The sequence below is a fragment of the Ulvibacter litoralis genome (genome assembly GCF_900102055.1).
GTDB lineage: Bacteria > Bacteroidota > Bacteroidia > Flavobacteriales > Flavobacteriaceae > Ulvibacter > Ulvibacter litoralis.
Genome location: NZ_FNBA01000007.1, coordinates 1 through 18,715, shown reverse-complemented (window position 1 = coordinate 18,715; position 18,715 = coordinate 1). Strand labels below are relative to the sequence as shown.

The 18,715-nt window shown below is 36.5% G+C and carries 15 protein-coding genes; 13 read left to right on the top strand and 2 right to left on the bottom strand.

The features are described from left to right. Positions 1–14: 14 nt before the first annotated feature. The 9 genes from BLQ00_RS15500 to BLQ00_RS15460 all read left to right on the top strand — a co-directional run bounded on the left by BLQ00_RS15500 (position 15) and on the right by BLQ00_RS15460 (position 8,449). Positions 15–1,331, top strand: coding sequence for a glycosyltransferase family 4 protein (locus BLQ00_RS15500; protein ID WP_229792659.1), 1,317 nt, complete (start codon positions 15–17; stop codon positions 1,329–1,331). 480 nt (positions 1,332–1,811) lie between these two features. Then, positions 1,812–2,330 carry a Crp/Fnr family transcriptional regulator gene (locus BLQ00_RS15495; RefSeq protein WP_093145231.1) on the top strand — a complete coding sequence of 173 codons (519 nt, stop codon included), beginning with the start codon at positions 1,812–1,814 and terminating at the stop codon, positions 2,328–2,330. A gap of 87 nt (positions 2,331–2,417) precedes the next feature. Further along, entirely contained in the window at positions 2,418–2,858 is a 441-nt protein-coding gene (locus BLQ00_RS15490) for a DoxX family protein (RefSeq protein ID WP_093145230.1), read from the top strand. 214 nt (positions 2,859–3,072) lie between these two features. Next, complete coding sequence (locus tag BLQ00_RS15485) at positions 3,073–3,969, top strand: VOC family protein (protein WP_093145229.1); 897 nt, start codon at positions 3,073–3,075, stop codon at positions 3,967–3,969. Between the two features lie 206 nt (positions 3,970–4,175). Further along, positions 4,176–4,640 carry a tRNA (cytidine(34)-2'-O)-methyltransferase gene (locus BLQ00_RS15480; RefSeq protein ID WP_093145279.1) on the top strand — a complete coding sequence of 155 codons (465 nt, stop codon included), beginning with the start codon at positions 4,176–4,178 and terminating at the stop codon, positions 4,638–4,640. 90 nt (positions 4,641–4,730) lie between these two features. Next, positions 4,731–5,969 (top strand): DEAD/DEAH box helicase, encoded by a 1,239-nt coding sequence (locus BLQ00_RS15475; RefSeq protein WP_093145228.1) that lies wholly within the window; start codon positions 4,731–4,733, stop codon positions 5,967–5,969. Positions 5,970–6,016: 47 nt separating this feature from the next. Beyond that, on the top strand, positions 6,017–7,072 hold the full coding sequence (locus BLQ00_RS15470; protein WP_093145227.1) for a CNNM domain-containing protein: 1,056 nt from the start codon (positions 6,017–6,019) through the stop codon (positions 7,070–7,072). 180 nt (positions 7,073–7,252) lie between these two features. Then, a complete protein-coding gene (locus tag BLQ00_RS15465) occupies positions 7,253–7,807 on the top strand; it encodes a hypothetical protein (protein WP_139149436.1) in 555 nt (184 codons plus the stop codon). Between the two features lie 345 nt (positions 7,808–8,152). Then, entirely contained in the window at positions 8,153–8,449 is a 297-nt protein-coding gene (locus BLQ00_RS15460) for a hypothetical protein (protein WP_093145225.1), read from the top strand. A 91-nt stretch (positions 8,450–8,540) separates the two neighbouring features. Here the strand turns inward: BLQ00_RS15460 and BLQ00_RS15455 are convergent, their stop codons facing one another. Then, positions 8,541–11,027, bottom strand: coding sequence for a M14 metallopeptidase family protein (locus BLQ00_RS15455; protein WP_093145224.1), 2,487 nt, complete (start codon positions 11,025–11,027; stop codon positions 8,541–8,543). A 164-nt stretch (positions 11,028–11,191) separates the two neighbouring features. Between BLQ00_RS15455 and bshC the strand changes: the two genes are divergently transcribed. From bshC to BLQ00_RS15435, 4 genes are all read left to right on the top strand, one after another. Beyond that, positions 11,192–12,787, top strand: coding sequence for a bacillithiol biosynthesis cysteine-adding enzyme BshC (bshC, locus tag BLQ00_RS15450; RefSeq protein ID WP_093145223.1), 1,596 nt, complete (start codon positions 11,192–11,194; stop codon positions 12,785–12,787). 145 nt (positions 12,788–12,932) lie between these two features. Beyond that, entirely contained in the window at positions 12,933–14,462 is a 1,530-nt protein-coding gene (gene guaA, locus BLQ00_RS15445; protein WP_093145222.1) for a glutamine-hydrolyzing GMP synthase, read from the top strand. Between the two features lie 64 nt (positions 14,463–14,526). Next, entirely contained in the window at positions 14,527–16,425 is a 1,899-nt protein-coding gene (locus BLQ00_RS15440; RefSeq protein WP_093145221.1) for a LysM peptidoglycan-binding domain-containing protein, read from the top strand. Further along, positions 16,422–16,838, top strand: coding sequence for an OsmC family protein (locus BLQ00_RS15435; protein ID WP_093145220.1), 417 nt, complete (start codon positions 16,422–16,424; stop codon positions 16,836–16,838). Before BLQ00_RS15440 ends, BLQ00_RS15435 begins: the two co-directional genes overlap by 4 nt. Positions 16,839–17,048: 210 nt before the next feature. Here BLQ00_RS15435 and BLQ00_RS15430 read toward each other — a convergent pair. Beyond that, positions 17,049–18,715: T9SS type A sorting domain-containing protein (locus BLQ00_RS15430; protein WP_139149435.1), on the bottom strand; the 1,667-nt coding region annotated here is incomplete at its 5' end.

Genomic DNA, 18,715 nt, shown 5'->3' with positions numbered 1-18,715 from the left:
TCTAAATTCAACCTTTGAAACCAACTGTATTAATTATTGGTCACACCTTTCCAGAACCTACAACAACGGCTGCTGGTGTTCGGATGATGCAATTAATGGCTCTTTTTTCTGAAGCTAATTACCAACTCACTTTTGCGAGTACAGCCAGTACTTCGGAACGATCCGAGTCGCTTCAAAATTTGGGAATTGCTACGGAGCATATTGAACTAAATAATACCAGTTTTGATGTGTTTATCGCACAACTGAAACCTACGATTATTGTTTTTGACCGTTATATTACGGAAGAACAATTTGGGTGGCGCGTTGCCGATCAATGTCCGAATGCGGTACGTATTTTAGACACAGAAGACCTTCATTTTTTACGAAAAGCACGAGAAACAGCTGTAAAACAAAATGTTCCTGTACAAGAAGCAAATTTATATACCGATATCGCAAAACGCGAATTGGCAAGTATGCTTCGTTGTGATTTGTCTCTTATTATTTCTGAAGTAGAAATGCAATTAGTGAAAGCTATTTTCAAGATGCCTTCAGAGTTATTGTATTATTTGCCTTTCTTGGTAGAAAATCCTTCCGAAGAAGAACTAAAGAGACGTCCTTCGTTTGAAGAGAGAACCGATTTCATGACGATTGGGAACTTATTTCACGCACCCAATGTAGATGCTGTTTTGCAACTAAAAAAAGAAATTTGGCCCTTACTTCGGAAGCAATTCCCTAAAGCAAAACTTCATGTGTACGGGGCTTATGCACCGCAACAAATATCTGAGTTGCATAATGAAAAAGAAGGTTTTTTAATTCAGGGGTGGGTAAAAAATAAAAAAGAAGCTTTTCAAAATGCCAAAGTCTGCTTAACTCCGTTGCGTTTTGGTGCGGGACTAAAAGGAAAACTCTTAGACGCAATGTTTTACGGGACACCTTCTGTCACCACCCACATTGGCGCCGAAGGAATGTTTGGAACGCTCCCTTTTTCAGGAATAATTAGCGACACGATTCCAGAATTTGTGGCAGCTTCCGTCGAGTTGTATTCACAAAAAGAAAGCTGGCTCACGGCACAACGAAATGGCGATGCATTGGTAGCAAGTAGGTTTCAAAAAACGGCTTTTTCCGAAGCATTTATAACAACCATTAAGCAATTGGAAAACGAACTTTTAGCACATCGAAATGCTAATTTTATAGGGCAAATACTTCAACACCAGTCCATGCGAAGTACCAAATACATGAGTAAATGGATTGAAGCTAAAAACGGCAAAGAAAATAAAGAAGGATTTAGCGGTGTTTGTTTTTCAGAATCTTCAGAGGTACGTCCTGACTATAAATTGCCTTCAAACGACTAAAAATGGTCGTGTATTTAATCGAGAAATAAAGTGTAATTAACTGATTTTTAGTTAATTAAATATTAATTTCTTGACAATACAATGCTTGAAACTTACTTTTGGTATTTATAATTCAGAATATACATTTTTAGAACAAGGTAGATAATTACGTAGTTTTACGTATAGGTTGCTGGTAATGAGAGTGCTAAATTTGAATTGTGAAGTTAATATAATAAATAACAATAGTAATGTTGTTATACCTTAGTATTCCATTATGCTACTGTGGAAACATTAGGGGATTTAAGTAAAACCCATTATTTTTATAATGGGTTTTATTTTTTTTACTATTTTACGATTGTGTGAGAACGTTTTCCGTTTGTATGGCACGGTTCTATTAGTAAATTATCGATATATTGAAAATCAATTTCGAGGATTAATTTTATACCTTCGTTACCTAGACGTTTTTTTTAAAACCACAGCAACAATTTAAGTTAGCAAACCATGAAAAGTGTTAAACTGTCTCCGTTAAAAACGATCTCAAAAGGCGAAATGCTTCTGAGTCAAGGAGAAATTGCGAACTATGGATATTTAGTGAAAAAAGGCTGCCTTAAAAGTTATACCATAGATGCTGCAGGAAAAGAACACATTGTACAATTTGCTCCAGAAAATTGGATGATTTCCGACTTAGATAGTTTTACAAATAGGGTTCCTTCATTGGTTTTTATTGAAGCGATAGAAAATTCCGAATACATACCTCTTAGTAAGTCAGATTTTGGAGCTGTGAATGAATTGGAAAAAGAAGCCGTTGTAGAAATAGCAAATAAATATAGAAACAATTTAATAGCAGCAAACAAACGTATTATTGGGTTGTTGAGTGCTACAGCCGAGCAACGTTACCTTGCTTTTACAGATACTTATCCCACACTTATACAGCGACTTCCGCTAAAATTAATCGCATCGTACATAGGAGTTACTCCTGAATATCTAAGCGATATTAGACGTAAAATAGCAAAAAAGTAAACTTCATTTCATTTCTTAAGATACCTTAATTTTAATTAGACCGTATAGTTGCAACTTTGCATCAATCTAATTAAAACAGTAAAAGAAATGACAGAGAATACTAACACAAAAAACAGCAAGGCAATACACATAACACTTTGGATTGCACAGGGTTTACTAGGAATAATGTTTTTAATGGCTGGATTAATGAAATCCTCACAGCCTATTGAAGCATTGGCAGAATCCTTACCGTGGGTTACAGGAACTCCAGCGAGTTTAGTACGATTTATAGGTATCAGCGAATTAGCAGGAGGAATCGGTTTATTGCTGCCATCGTTACTTCGTTGGAAGCCTTTTTTAACCGTTTGGGCAGCCTTGGGTCTTGCTATGGTAATGGTATTTGCAGTTATTTTTCACGCGTCACGAGGGGAGTTTTCAGTCATAGGAATGAATGTGGTGATCATGGCTATCGCTCTATTCATCGCATGGGGTAGAAGCAAAAAAGCACCGATACAGGCAAAACAGCAATCCATTACATTAAACAAATAGATTTCACGAGTTGTTTGGGCGTTTTAACACGCTTTCAGCTCTATCTTTTTGGCGAAAAACCAAAAAGGATGCCGCTTCAATCGTTAACGCGGCTATCAATTAGAATAAAAAACAATCTATTAACTCCCCGATAGATGAATGCAAAGCACTGAAAATTTTTGAAAAATTATTTTTGGTGCATTTGTAAATTTCGGAATCAACACATTTTTCGACAATGACAAATACACATCAAAAAACGAACAGTTTAAATGAATTTGCCTCCTTTGGGGCGATTCATCTAAATAATACAAACCTTGAAAAGGCTACACTTTTTTGGACAGAAATAGTGGGGTTGTACCCTCGAAAAGTATCAGGTTCTACCGCAGAATTTGGAACTGAAACTCAGACCTTAGTGGTTGTTCATCAAGCTGCTAAAAAAAGGTTTGTAAAAGGATACAGCGGACTCTATCATTTTGCGATTCATGCACCCCATAAAAAAGCCTTTGCAAGTATGTTAAACCGATTGGTGGTGCATAACTATCCTTTTTCTTCTGTAGATCATACCATGTCAAAATCTATTTATTTAGACGATCCAGATGGGATTAATATTGAATTTACATTAGAAACCCCCAAAAGATTTAAAAGAATGCATACCGATGGAGGCCTCAAAATTGAAGACTCAGAAGGTGTCATTCGAAGTGCTTCAGATTATCTTGATGTAGGAGAAGTATTGAAAGACTTAGATCTTGAAAATACGAGTAATTTTATATCTAATAACACCTACATTGGTCATTTGCATTTGTACGCCAACTTGGTAGAAAGTTCAAAAGCGTTCTATGAAAAAATTGGATTTATTCCGTTCAACTATTTGCCACAATTTATGTATGCCGATCTAAGTGCGGGAGGGGCCTATCAACATCGTATTGCTTTAAATTCATGGCATGGAAAAAACAGATCTTTAGCACCAAGTGAACATGCTGGATTAAACTATTTCCAAATTGTTTTTAACACCAAGGAGAACTTAAATAAAGCTTTAGCTAATGTGTCGAAATACGAAGAAAAGGAGGAAGGTTTTTATGTAAACGATGCCACAGGGAATAGTATTTTACTCACGCATGCTTCAGAAGTTTAATGAATTCATATTCATTTAAAAAGGGTAGTTGTTTTTCAGCTAAATGATGATAAATACATCAACTGTAGGTTGCTTTCCTCGGATTTTTCCGAAGAAGAAATAGAGCACATTCGGTAAATAATTAAGTACTTTTGTTTCAATACCACATCTTGTTGTATTCCATTTTTGGTTTTATGACGAGTATGCTAATCTTTTCAAAAAATACTATGCCGCAACACATCGTCCTTATCGAGCCTGAAATCCCGAATAACACTGGGAATATTGGAAGACTTAGTTTAGCGACAGGAAGCACTTTGCATTTGGTGAAACCTTTTGGTTTTGAATTAAATGATAAACGTGTAAAACGTGCTGGTTTGGACTATTGGCAACATTTAGATCTTAAGATTTATGAGAGTCAGGAGGCTTTTTTCGAAACTCATAAGGGAAAACCAATGGCTTTTTTCTCAAGTCATGGAACAAAAGAATACTGGGAGGTCGATTTTCAAGAAGATCATTTTTTTATCTTCGGAAAGGAATCGGTTGGATTGTCAGAGAATCTTTTAGAATCTCACAGGGATGAAACCTATAAAATTCCGATTCACAGTACCCACATTCGTAGCATCAATTTAGCAAATGCAGTAACCGCAGTAGTCTATGAAGGATTGCGACAACGCTCACAAAAGCTTCGATAGTGTATAGCTACATCTAAATACGAATCCTTAAAAAATGGACTAGTGATTTAGTTTGTAGTATCTTTGCAGAAATATTTGCAAAACAAACCTATGCACTTTACAGAACTAGCTCTAAACAAGCCAATTTTAAAAGCCATTTACGAAAAGAACTATGACGAGCCTACACAGGTTCAGGAGTTGGCGATTCCGTTAATTTTAGAACGGAAAGATTTGATTGCTTCTGCGCAAACGGGAACTGGAAAAACAGCCGCTTTTGCATTGCCTATTCTTCAGTTATTATTTCATCAGCAGGATGCTTCTAAAAACGCAAAGAAGATTAGAGCGCTAGTGGTGAGTCCGACACGGGAGTTAGCTGTTCAAATTGAAGCAGAGTTTAAAGATTATAGTAAATACACGAATTTGCGAACGGCTTGTGTGTTCGGCGGAACGTCGATAGACTCGCAAAAAGATGTTTTGAGAAAAGGAGTCGATATATTAATCGCTACTCCAGGGCGTTTGTTAGATCTACGGAAACAGGAAGCACTTCATTTAGACTCAGTAGAAGTTTTGGTGTTAGATGAAGCCGATTTAATGTTAGACATGGGATTTATAGACGATGTTCGTAAAATTGAACGCATGTGCCCTGAAGAAAAGCAAACCTTGCTATTCTCGGCTACGATGCCTGCTAAAGTGATTCATTTGGCAGCTTCTATTTTGAAAAATCCAGAACGTGTTGAAGTATCACCTTCAGGTACAAGTGCGAAAAATGTGCTTCAGTTGTTATACTATGTTCCAAAATCGAGTAAAATCGAGTTGTGTTTACATTTACTTCGGAATGAAATACAAGGGAACATCTTAATTTTCCGAAGAACAAAAAACGGCGTAGACAAATTAGAAAATACGCTATTAAAAAATGATTTTAAGGTAGAAAGCTTGCACGGCGATAAAACGCAAAGTGCGCGACAAACCGCTCTCAATAAATTTAAAAATGGCGAAGTCAATATTTTAATCGCAACCGATGTCGCATCTCGTGGAATTGATATTGACGAGTTAGATGTGGTGATTAATTTTGACCTTCCGAACATTCCAGAAACCTATGTACACCGAATTGGACGTACGGGACGCGCAGGAAATACAGGAACTTCGTATTCTTTTTGTGCAGCAGACGAAAAGGCGTATGTGAAAAATATTCAGAAATTAATTCAGAAATCGATACAGGTGGTAGAAGATCATCCGCATCCGTTAGATCCTAAAGCGAAGCCTCAAGTTCATAAGAAAAAAGGAGGAAGCAAGCATAAGTCGGGACGTAAATCTGCGGCTTCAAAAAAGAATAAAAAACGTTGGTATTAACAGTGATGTACTTAAAAAGTAACGACTAAACTTATATTAAATAGACTATGGCATTATTACTTTTATATCTTTTTATAGCTCTTGTTATTTCATTTTTATGTTCAATAATGGAAGCCGTATTGTTGTCTGTCCCAATTTCATTTTTAAGATCAAAATCTAAAATGGGCGACAAAAATGCAGAGACTATGATAACGCTCAAAGACGATATTGATAAACCTTTATCGGCAATTTTATCGTTGAATACAGTGGCGCATACAGTTGGAGCTGCTGGAGTAGGGGCGCAAGCTACGGTAGTATTCGGAGAGGCTTATTTTGGAATCGTTTCAGCCGTATTAACCATTTTAATTTTAATTGTTACTGAAATTATCCCGAAAACATTAGGTGCAAACTACAGCAGAGAATTAATAGGTATTACTTCAAAAATGATCAAAGCATCAATTTTTATTGTATATCCGTTGGTATGGTTGTCGTCTAAGCTTACTAAATTACTTTCAAGAGATAAATCTGAGTTTACAACCAGTAGAGAAGAGATTTCGGTATTGGCAAGTATAGGAACACAAGAAGGTGTTTTTGCATCAAAAGAGAACAAAATTATTCAGAACTTAATCAAACTAAAAAGTTTAAAGATTAATAGTGTAATGACTCCTCGAATTGTAGTGGTTGCTGCAAATCAAGAAATGACGCTGAAAGAGTTTTTGGAGAATAAAGAATTATTGCATTTTTCAAGAATTCCAATCTATAAAGACAACAAAGACAACATTACAGGTTATGTTTTAAGAGAATTAGTCTTTGAAAAATTAGCGGAAGATCAATTTGATTTAAAACTAAAAGATGTGAAGCGCGATATTATTGTGTTTTCAAGAGATATTACTTTGTTTGATGCTTGGGAAGAATTACTTCAGAAAAAAATACACATTTCCTTAGTTGTTGATCAATACGGAGGTATGGCTGGAATTACAACCCTTGAAGATATTATTGAAACACTACTCGGTTTTGAAATTGTAGATGAGAAAGACAAAGTAGACGATATGCAAGAATATGCCGTAAAAAGATGGCAAGAAAAACAAAAGAAGAATGCGCTTTTGAAAAATGAAAAAAAATAAGAAGTGTAGCGCTGTATGTGGTTGAAGACACCAAATTTCAATACCGTATCTTTTTTTTTGTAGTTTACATCTTACTATCAATTGTAGCCTCTAGTGGAAAATAGAAAAATCCTTGACGCATTACCCGATGATCTCACGACAACCTATTTTAGTGATTCATTTTTTTATAAGAAGGGGGCTATGTCGACTTGGATATGGAATATCGCTGCTGAAAATGCCATAGATGAATTGAAAATAGATATTCTTAACAAAAAGGTGCTTCCTGAAGAAGTAGAGATTGAAGCTGTTTTAGCGTACTTACCAAGGTTAAAGAATATAATAGATGCTACTTTAGAAAAAGAAAAACTTCCTTCCGAATGTATACAAGAAGCAGTATTTCACATTAAAGTGTTTCAAGAAGATCCGCACCTTAAATGCACCGCCATTCTTACAGATAATACGGGGAGAAAACATATTGGCAACAAATTCTCTTACAATGTGTATGAAGCTCATTTTAAACACTTCAATTTAAAATCGGATACCGATATGGATTGGGCAAGTGAAGGTGAAAATCAGCTTAATACTTCGGAATGGTTTGGAGCTTTGCTTAGGTATTTTGCCAGTTTCGGAAAGAAAAGTTTCAATAGTTTTTACAATCAAAGGGAGTTGAAGAAAAATGCAATTATTGGAAACCTTTTTCAAATTGTATTGGTTGTTCTCTTCTTTTATTTCTTATACCAATACTCGCAATCTTAATAGGATTGTCTACAATACGTTACAGCTTAAATCCTTAAAAGTTAAGTTGTTATGTGACTATTAATTTTTTTTAACTACCTTAGTAACTTCAAATTACAGGTAGATTTGTCTGTGAGCACTTCCTCAATGCTATAACTTTTGTAGCTAAAAAGACAATCTCATAATACCACATTCCTTTTGCGTTGTATCCAGAACCAGATGCAACACGTTAGTATGCCCCAATTAGTTTACGACAACACGTCAAAAAACAACCTACACAAATTTGTGGAGTCCAGAAACCATTAAAAACGGGGCGATATTCTGAAAAGCCATACGAGTAAGAAAACTAATTTAATACTTTAAAAAATGGGAAAAGTTTCACTAGAAGATTTTATAGCCAAAGCGAAAGAAAATGGATGTGAAATTGAAAAAAAAGGGAAGGAATATTTTATAGGTAATTTTCCGGCTACTAACTATCCGCACATTCACATTTGGAAAAAAGGAACCATCGCCTTAAGTGCAGGGTCAAGACAGAACGGAAAAATTGGAGAGGATGATGAGATTGATCTAGAAGAACTTAGTTTTCAAGTCGATAGATATGGACGAAATTTAACTGGCGGATTAGAAGAAACAATAGAGTGGGCAATCGACTCAGATAGTTAAATCCTGACATTAGCTTTTCTAACTAAAACTCAAAAGGGCAACTTGCTATTTTGATAATCAAGCTGCCCTAATTTGTATGCCTGTTTGTTTCTTAAAGCCCTGCTTTGTTATTGTTTACAAAAAACAATGCGTTGGCGAAAAACAGTTTACCATTTTCCCAAAAAGAACGGAATAATACATCGTCTACTAAATACACAATGCTTCCTTTGCCCATTCTTGCTTCTCCAAAAACAACTGAGTTTTTCAAACCTGCTTTGGCGTCTACACCAGAAAATCCAGAAACGCTGATAGCATCATCTTTTAAATAGCCAACATTGTAACCATCTTCTAAAAAGGCGTACGAATCACCTCCTTGTTTTAAACTAAAATAAGTGTCTCCATACCCAAAAGCCATCGGGTGCGACGCATCTATTTGTACTTTATATATGCTCCCTGTGATAAAATCTTTTACACTTTCGCGTTCTCTTTGGTCGTAAGGAGTTAGGTTGGGTGTTTTTTCTGTTTCTTCATCTTCTTTTTCTTCGGAAGTATTTTCAACCAAGTCAAATCCTTCCATACCTTCAAAAGCACTTAAGGCATTTCCTGTGGCAATAATTTTTCCACCATTAGAAATCCATTCTTTCAATTTTGAGATCGTGCTTTCATTCAGAAGCGAGCTATACCAACCTTCTGGAAAAATAAGAATCGTAAACTTTGAAAGATCTAAGTCCGATAAATCATCTGTTTCAATATTGGTAACAGGATATTTTAATTGTGTTTCAAAAAAGTGCCATGTTGCGCCAAAACTTAATGATGACACTGCGTCACCTCGTAACATTGCGATGCTAGGTGCCGTAATGCTTTTAATGTATTGCGACCCAAAATCGGTTCCGTTGTCGCTAAAACTTGTAGGTGTTGCGTATAATTTCCGTTGGTGTTTGTTCGCAATAGAAGTAACTAATTGGTCAAACTGATTGTTCGTTCTATTGTCACTTTTAGTAATCACAAGACTCCCTCTTCCGAAGGTATTTCCAGAAAATTGTAATTCCTTTTCTGAAAAACGCACGTTAATGTCGTTCTGAAGCAATTCAGCTAAAAAAGAAGCATCACTAATATCATCCCATTTCGAAATGTAACCCGCTCCTGAAGGCAAGGGTGTATTCGTGAAGTTCTCATATGGAGCGTTGTTTGTTGTAGCTACAGTAGCTGTTGTAGCGATGGTTTCCAGTCCGTATGCATACGGAAGACTCCACGCTGTAATGTCGTATGTTAACGGGTCTTCAAGTTTTGCTTCAGGTTCAAACAATACGGAAACCATTTTCCCTTTGGGTTGTTGCGTGCTCACAACCAAAGCTCCTTTGGCATTCATAGACCCTGATTTTACATCAGAATAATGATATCCGCTTACCGTTCCGTTTGTGGCAAAACCATACTTGATTTCATGCTTATCGAGTAATTTTGTAACTGCTTTCAGTTTGTCAGGATTCCCTTTAAGCACAAAGTTTTTATATTTTGTATTGGGATTCGTGAAAAATGATTTAAACTCTGTCGCCAATCGGGCTGCGTTTTTTGAAGCCATTTCAATGGTAGAGATTCCTGTAGTGGTGTGATGCGCCACACGGTCTACCAAGGTTAAATCGTAGCCTTCGTCCGTGTTGATTCCTAATCCTGCGCGTCCGTGACCCGCTTGCTCATACGTCATTCCAATGGCTCCCATAAAAATAGGGTAGGTGTCTCCATAACTTGGATACAACAAATCGAAACTTTCGCGTGTAAAAAACAACCATCCTTCTTTATCGAAATACTTGGCGTGATTTTTTCCTATTTCTGTTTGAAAATCGCGCTGAAAAGGAGTGATGATTTCATGAAACGGTTTTGCAGCGGGTGCAAAATAATACGGATCATTAATTCCTTGCTCATGAAAATCTACGTGAATATGCGGCATCCATTGGTTATAAACTTTTAGGCGCTGTTCACTTTCTACTTGCGTTGCCCACGCCCAATCTCTATTTAAATCGAATAAGTAGTGGTTTGGTCGTCCGCCAGGCCAAGGTTCGTTGTGCTCTGTAGCCGCTTGCGCTAAGTTGTAAGGCGTCGATTTTACCTGATTGTACCAATTTACATATCGATCGCGACCGTCAGGATTTACACAGGGATCCATCACAATAACTGTATTTTGCAGCCAGTCTTGTTTTTCGGTAATTAATGTGTAAAGCGTTGCCATTGCAGCTTCGGTGCTGGAAGCTTCATTTCCGTGTACGTTGTAGCTTAACCACGTAATGGCAATTTTTGGATTTGCAGCACCACTTTCAATTCCGATGCTTTTTAAATTGTCGTGACGAATTGTTTCAATGTTTTTGATGTTCTGTGGACTCGATATAACAGCATAGGTTAGGGGTCTGCGCTCGTTCGTTTTTCCGTAAGAAGTGTAGTTTACGAGATCGCTGTTGGCTGCAACGTGTTCAAAATAGCGAACCACCTCTGAATGTCTGGTGAACTGAGTTCCGATTTCGTAGCCTAAAAATTCGGCAGGCGATTGTAATTGTGCGTGAAGGCTTGTAATTAAAAAGAGAAGAACAATAGTAAAATAACGCGTCATATGTAGTCGAGTAATTAATTATAAAAGCTAAAGGTAATTGAATTTCTAAACATCAAATTCCAATTTGAGTTTCTTTTTATTTCCTAAAGTTTTACCAAAATAGAGAATCAGAATTTTGATTTCTGAATTAAACCGTATTTTTGTTTTAATTTCTAAAAAACGCTATGCCAAAAACTACGATTTCGTGTTCCGATACTGGATATTTCTCAAAATTAATGTGTGATTATCTTGCTGAAAAAGATACGTTAGCGTCGTTTTATGGTAACTTCCCTATGTTGGAGAACTTTCAGAAGCAAATTACAGAAAAGAAAAACTCGTTTTCGGCTCAATCTAGAGCTGTTTTGGTGCAAGCCTTACATAAACAATACGCTACTACAGACGCTTCAGAAGCAACGCTTGCCAACATAGAATCACTTTCAAATTCAAATACATTTACTGTCACTACCGGGCATCAACTTAATTTATTTACGGGGCCATTGTATTTTTTATACAAGATTTTCTCGGTAATAAATCTTTCAGAAGAACTAAAAGAAAAGCATCCTGAATCGCATTTTGTGCCGGTGTATTGGATGGCTACGGAAGATCATGATTTTGATGAAATTAATTATTTTAATCTCTTCGGAAAGAAAATCGCTTGGAATCGCGAAAGTGGGGGTGCAGTGGGGGAACTTTCTACGGAAGGATTATCGGAAGTCTTGAAGCAGTTTGAAGCAGCTTTGGGAGCAAGTAATAATGCTAAAAAAATGACGGCTCTTTTTTCAGAAGCCTACACAAAACATACAAATTTAACGGAAGCAACGCGGTATTTAGGAAATCAATTATTCTCAGAATACGGCTTGGTGATTGTTGATGGGAATGATGCGTTACTTAAAAAAGCATTCGTTCCGTTTGCGAAAAAAGAACTTTTGGAGCAGCTGTCGCATCGCATAATTACAGAAACTACAACACGATTAACAGCTTTAGGGTATCCAGAACAAGTGCATCCTCGAGAGATTAATTTGTTTTATCTCGCGGAAGGAATTCGAGAGCGAATTATTAAAAAAGACGGAATGTATTATGTAAACGATACGGATCTATCTTTTACGGAAGCTGAAATTTTATCGAAATTAGATGCAAATCCGGAGTGCTTTTCGCCCAACGCATTGTTGCGTCCCTTGTATCAAGAAGTAATTTTACCCAATCTGTGTTATACAGGAGGTGGTGGTGAATTGGCGTATTGGTTTCAGTTGAAAGATTATTTTGAAGCGGTTGAAGTTCCATTTCCGATATTGTTACTTCGGAATTCGGTGTTGCTGTTACCTACGTTACTTTCAGAAAAGCTAGAAAAATTAGAAGTGTCGATTGACGATTTGTTTTTGAAACAACCTGATTTAAGAACAAAATACACCCGCCAACTTTCAGGAATAAAAATTGATTTTTCAGAGCAGAAAGAATTTTTAAAAAAGCAATTTGAAGCCCTGCACGAATTGGCAAAAAAAACAGATGCTTCGTTTATCGGTGCAGTTGAGGCTCAAGAGAAAAAGCAAATAAATGGCTTGTCAAATCTTGAAAAAAGATTATTGAAAGCACAAAAGCGTAACTTGGCAGCTGCATTAGATCGATTAACAGCCATTCAAGACGAATTGTTTCCGAAGCAAAGCTTGCAGGAGCGAACCGTTAATTTCTCTGAATACTATTTGGAATATGGAGATGTATTGTTACAAGAATTGAAAAAAGAACTTCGCCCGTTAGATCCCAATTTTACAATTCTTTCTTTGTAGAGATACTCTTACATAATTACCGTCAAGAAGTCCTTAGTTTTTCTTCGGGTTGTAGATAGATTTACAACAATGAAAAAAGCGAAAAAAACTATAAAATTTTCTAAAACCAATTTAGCCAAAATGAATTTTTACCTTACTTTTGCCTATGCAAAATAACGTCCTCATTTTAGATTTCGGATCGCAGTATACACAGCTGATAGCAAGACGTGTAAGAGAACTCAATATTTACTGCGAGATTCATCCGTACCACAAAATTCCAGAAAATTTAGATAATTTTAAAGCCGTCATCCTTTCAGGGAGCCCATTATCGGTTCGTAATGAAGATGCCGCGCATCCAGACCTTACTAAAATTAAAGGGAAAAAACCTTTGTTGGCAGTATGCTATGGCGCGCAGTATTTAGCTCATTTCATGGGTGGGAGCGTTGAGCCTTCGAGCACTCGCGAATACGGACGTGCTAAATTAACTACCATTCATAATCATACCGATTTGTTTGCTTCTATAACAGAAGGAACACAAGTTTGGATGAGTCATAGTGATACCATTGCTAAACTTCCCGAAAATGGAGTGTGTTTGGCAAGTACAGACGATGTGAAAAATGCAGCGTATCGTATTGAAGGAGAACAAACCTATGCGATTCAGTTTCATCCAGAAGTATATCATACTACCGATGGAAAACAATTGCTAGAAAACTTCTTGGTACATATTGCAGGTGTTGCCCAAGAATGGACGCCAGCTGCTTTTGTCGATACGACAGTTCAAGAATTAAAAGATAAATTAGGCAACGATAAAGTTGTTTTAGGATTAAGTGGAGGAGTAGATTCTACGGTTGCCGCAATCTTATTGCACAAGGCAATAGGTAAAAATCTGTTTTGCATTTTTGTAAACAATGGATTGCTTCGGAAAAATGAGTTTGACAGTGTTTTAGATCAATACAAGCACATGGGCTTAAACGTAAAAGGAGTGGATGCTTCGGAACGTTTTTTGAAAGCATTAGAATTAAAAACAGATCCTGAAGAAAAACGTAAGGCGATTGGAAATGCTTTTATTGAAGTATTTGACGATGAAGCACACTTGGTTGAAGATGTACATTGGTTAGCACAAGGAACTATTTATCCAGATGTTATTGAAAGTGTTTCGGTAAACGGACCTTCCGTAACAATTAAATCGCACCACAATGTGGGTGGATTGCCAGACTTCATGAAGTTAAAAGTGGTAGAGCCATTGCGTATGTTATTTAAAGATGAAGTACGTCGCGTAGGAAAAGAAATGGGAATTGATCCTGAGCTGTTAGGAAGACACCCTTTTCCAGGTCCTGGATTGGCGATTCGAATTTTGGGAGATATTACGGCTGAAAAAGTTCGTATCTTACAAGAGGTAGATGCTATTTTTATTGACGGACTTCGAAAATGGGGATTGTACGATAAAGTATGGCAAGCAGGCGCTATTTTACTACCAGTAAATAGTGTAGGAGTAATGGGTGACGAGCGTACTTACGAAAAAGTAGTGGCGTTACGCGCTGTGGAGTCAACCGACGGAATGACCGCAGACTGGGTGAATTTACCGTATGAGTTTTTACAAGAAACGTCAAACAATATAATAAACCGAGTAAAAGGCGTTAATAGAGTAGTGTACGATATTAGTTCGAAACCACCTGCTACTATCGAATGGGAATAGTTTTAGTAAAGCATAAACTTTACTACTGTTTTTAAATTTTAGATGTTATAAAAAATAATAATCGATGAGATTAGTACTGTATATAAGTTTACTTTTTATTGTGAATGTGAGCTGTGGCTCTATAGCGCAACAGCAGCAGCAATATAAAAGTCATTATGTTAAAAAAGGAGAAACAATTTATAGTATCGCCAAAGATTATGGTGTTTCTACTGAAGCCATCTATCGTTTAAATCCAGACGTTAAAAGTGGTGTTAGAGAAAATTCCATATTAATTATTCCAGAAGCAGGGACAGGAGTTACTACAGCAGATATTGAGTTTAAAAAGCACAAAGTAAAGCGCAAAGAGACGTTATTTAGCATTTCTAAAAAGTACAATGTAAGTGTAGATGACATTAAGAAATACAATAAGGAATTGTATTCTAGACAGCTTAAAAAAGGAGAGAAAATACAAATTCCTATTACGTTAAAAATAGGAAGTGGTTTAAGCACTTCGGAAGTTGTAGAAGTAACGTCGAAAAAGCATACAGTCTTAGCCAAAGAAACAAAATATGGTATTGCTAGAAAGTATGATATAACGATCCCTGAATTAGAAGCGTTAAATCCAACAATGGGAGATTCGCTTCAGATAGGTGCAATTATTAATGTTCCCAATACTGATTCTGTGGCTTCTGCTACTATTGAAGAAGGGTATGATTACTATGAAGTACAACCTAAAGAAGGCTTTTTTAGATTAAAAGTTAAATTAGGACTTTCAGAAGAAGAGATTGTTTCCTTAAATCCTTTTGCGAAGGAAGGTCTTAAAGAAGGAATGATTCTTAAAATTCCGAAGGAAAACATCGACTTAATATCTTCTGGAAAGGCAGTTACAGTAAAACTTGAAAATAGAGTTTATAACAAAGAAAAGAAGAACCTTGTGGTTATGTTGCCGTTTGGGCTCGATAAAATAACCGATGGCTCTTCCGCTTCAAATAGCGAAGTTCTTAAAAAAGGAGGGTTATTGCGCCTTACGCTCGATTTTTATAGCGGAGTATTAATGGCTGCCGAGTTTGCGAAAGACTTGGGGATTTCGGTAAATATAGATGTGTACGATACCGAAGGAAGTGAAACTAAAACAAGTACAATTATCGCACAAGAAAATTTTGATAATGTAGATGCGGTTATAGGGCCGTTACGTCAAAAAAATGTAGAGAAAGCAGCAGTATTATTGCAACGTTCAAAAATCCCTGTATTTTCTCCGTTGAGTAACCGAACCATGAATTCGCATTCAAACTTTTTTCAGACACTTCCTACCGACGCGATGTTGCGTAGATCTATGTTGTCTTTCTTAAAAGCAAATAGTGCCAATAAAAATATTCTTTTAATTTCCGACGCTAATAAAAAAACTGAAAAAGCAGCAATATTGAGTGAGTTGCCTTCAGCAAAAACATTATCGCCTCGCGAAAAAGGATTTTTGTACGTGACCGATTTGAACGCTAAAATGGTTCAGAATAAAGAAAACTGGGTGATCTTAGAATCAGACGATCCTGGAATTATTAGTAATGTATTAGGCTTGTTAAACGGAATGCCAGAAACTTATAAAGTGCGTTTGTTTACATTAGATAAAAATGATGCATACGATTACCACGACATTTCAAACATGCATTTGGCAAAACTTAATTTTACTTTTCCTTCAGTAAATAAAAGTTATAGTTATAAAGACAAAGATCCATTTTTAATTAGCTACAAAAACAAATACGGTGTGTACCCTAATCGCTATGCAGTTCGCGGATTTGATGTTGCATACGATGTGTTACTGCGATTGAGTTCTAACGAAAGTTTATACGATGCTACACAAGAAGAATTTGAAACCGAATATGTGGAAAACAAGTTCTTGTATGCTAAAAATAGTACTAGTGGTTATCAAAATAGAGCTACTTATATTATTAAGTATATGAATAACCTAGAATTTGAAGTAGTAGAATGAGTACATCAAAAGTAACTTACCTTGGTGATTTACGAACAAATTGTGAGCATTTAGCTTCAGGAAATTCATACGTCACAGACGCTCCCGTCGATAACAATGGGCAAGGTGCAGCGTTTTCTCCTACCGATACGGTGGCAACAGGCTTAGCCAATTGTATGCTAACAATGATGGGAATAAAAGCGCGTGATATGAAAGTGAGTTTGGATGGTAGCACCGCGTTGGTTACTAAGACAATGGCTGCCAATCCACGCCGAATTTCAAAAATAGACGTTATTATGGAGTTGCCTTCAGGGTTTGATGCAAAGACAAAGCAGATTCTTGAAAATACGGCAAATACCTGTCCAGTACATCATAGTTTACATCCCGATATTGAAAAGAATATTGTCTTTAATTGGGAATCATTAAAAGCTTAGTTTCGCTGTTTTTACTATTAGTACAGACGCTTCTTTGTTTTAAATAGACATAGTTTTTTTCGCGTTCGATGTGTTTTCTTCGGAAAGTGATCCGACAAATACGAACTGTAGTAAAAAGAAAAATGTCTAATTGTTTCACAAATTATTCTTCAAAAAAAAGCCGTTTTCAGTTATAAACTGAAAACGGCTTCATAAAATTTGGTTAGTTAGTTATTCCTTTATAATACGCTTAGTCATTTTACCAGCTTCCGTATTAATTTCAGCAAAGTAAATTGCACTATTTAATTCTGAAAGGTCTATTGCTACCTTTTTGCTATTCTCGAAATTCTGGCTCATGACTACTCTACCTATTATATCATAAACAGTAACATTTGTAACCATAAATTTTGGCGATACTATTGAAAGTATGCTTTGAGTAGGGTTAGGGTAGATGGCAATATTTTCTAAAACACTAGCATCTGTTCCAAGAATAACTTCAGGTACAAATTGAATTGTAAATCTGTTGTCAAAGATTCCCTTTTCACTTCCAAAAGTATAGTCTTCATTACTTAAATTGGTAATAGTTTCTTCTTGATTGTCTATTAAATAAACAGTAGCAGATTCTAAATTTAGCCCTTCTATATTTTCAATAGAAATTGTATAATTTATTTGTTCATCAATAAGAGTTGCAAATCCCATTGGAATTTTCATGTTTTCGCTGAACACTCCTCTAGACTGAATTCCTAATTGATTCGATCCGTCATCTAGGTGTGAATACAATGCGACATTTGTAGCCAAACGCTTTGCGTCATAACCTATGTCAATTCCATCTGTTGCTTCTTGAATAAAACCGATTAAAGCAGTACTGTTTAATTCGTATCCATTACTTTGAACATTTAGCCAAATACGGTCAATATCTCTTTTGCGAAGAGTTGTGTTTCCAGATGTTAGTCGCATTGAATTGTTGAAGGTAATAGGTTCTGCATTCGATGCTTTAACTCCAAATCCTTGTCCGGTAGAAATAATTCCATTTGGTAAAGTCCCAGCATCCGATCCAGCAGCACTGGTGCCTCCAGTTAAATTGAATATTGAAATATCTTCCATTGTATAATCCAATCCGTAAGGGCCAGGAGTTCCACTGTTAGGAGCTGTTATATGTTCCCAGAAATAAACTGCATCAACATTATCATTTGCGTTGATAAAGTCGGTTGCCGAGATTGCCGACGCGTACGGATTAGCAATAATATTTGGACTCGCGTTTTGAGTGCCATTATATTCAGCAGCATACGTAATTACTCCATTATTTAATGTTCCTTGCGTAAAATTAAGATTTAATGCCGTTGCAGGACCTACAATATCGCGCATCACCATATATCCTTCTCCTGGATTAATACCTGCTTCATACACTAGCCAATCGTCTCCTTCTTCATCTACCCAAACCCCTGCACCATTTGATGCTTCCATTACTTCGGTGTTTGGACTAAAGTTTTCAGTAAGATGATTGCGAATTCGCATTGCTCCATCAAAAACACCAGCTCTTGTTTCGGTAGTCATAGGACTCCCCATTAACATAAAATCTCTTCCATCTAAAGCAGGAGTATCTACATAAACATTAATTGTTCCGTTATTGGTTACAGTTGCTGCATCATCAATTTGTACCACATTTGCGGTATGCGCAACATTCAGTGTTCCATCTACGGTTATATTGTTTGCCACGCTTAAAAAATCATCAGCACTGATGGTTAACGTTGTCGAGGCATCAACGGTGACTTCACAGGCAGTGATACTTCCGCCGTCGGTAGCAGTATCATAGTCGTCTGAAATGACAACATGATCAGTAGCGGTAGGATTACCAGCTGGATTCCAATTAGAACCATCCCAAGTTTTTACAGCACATG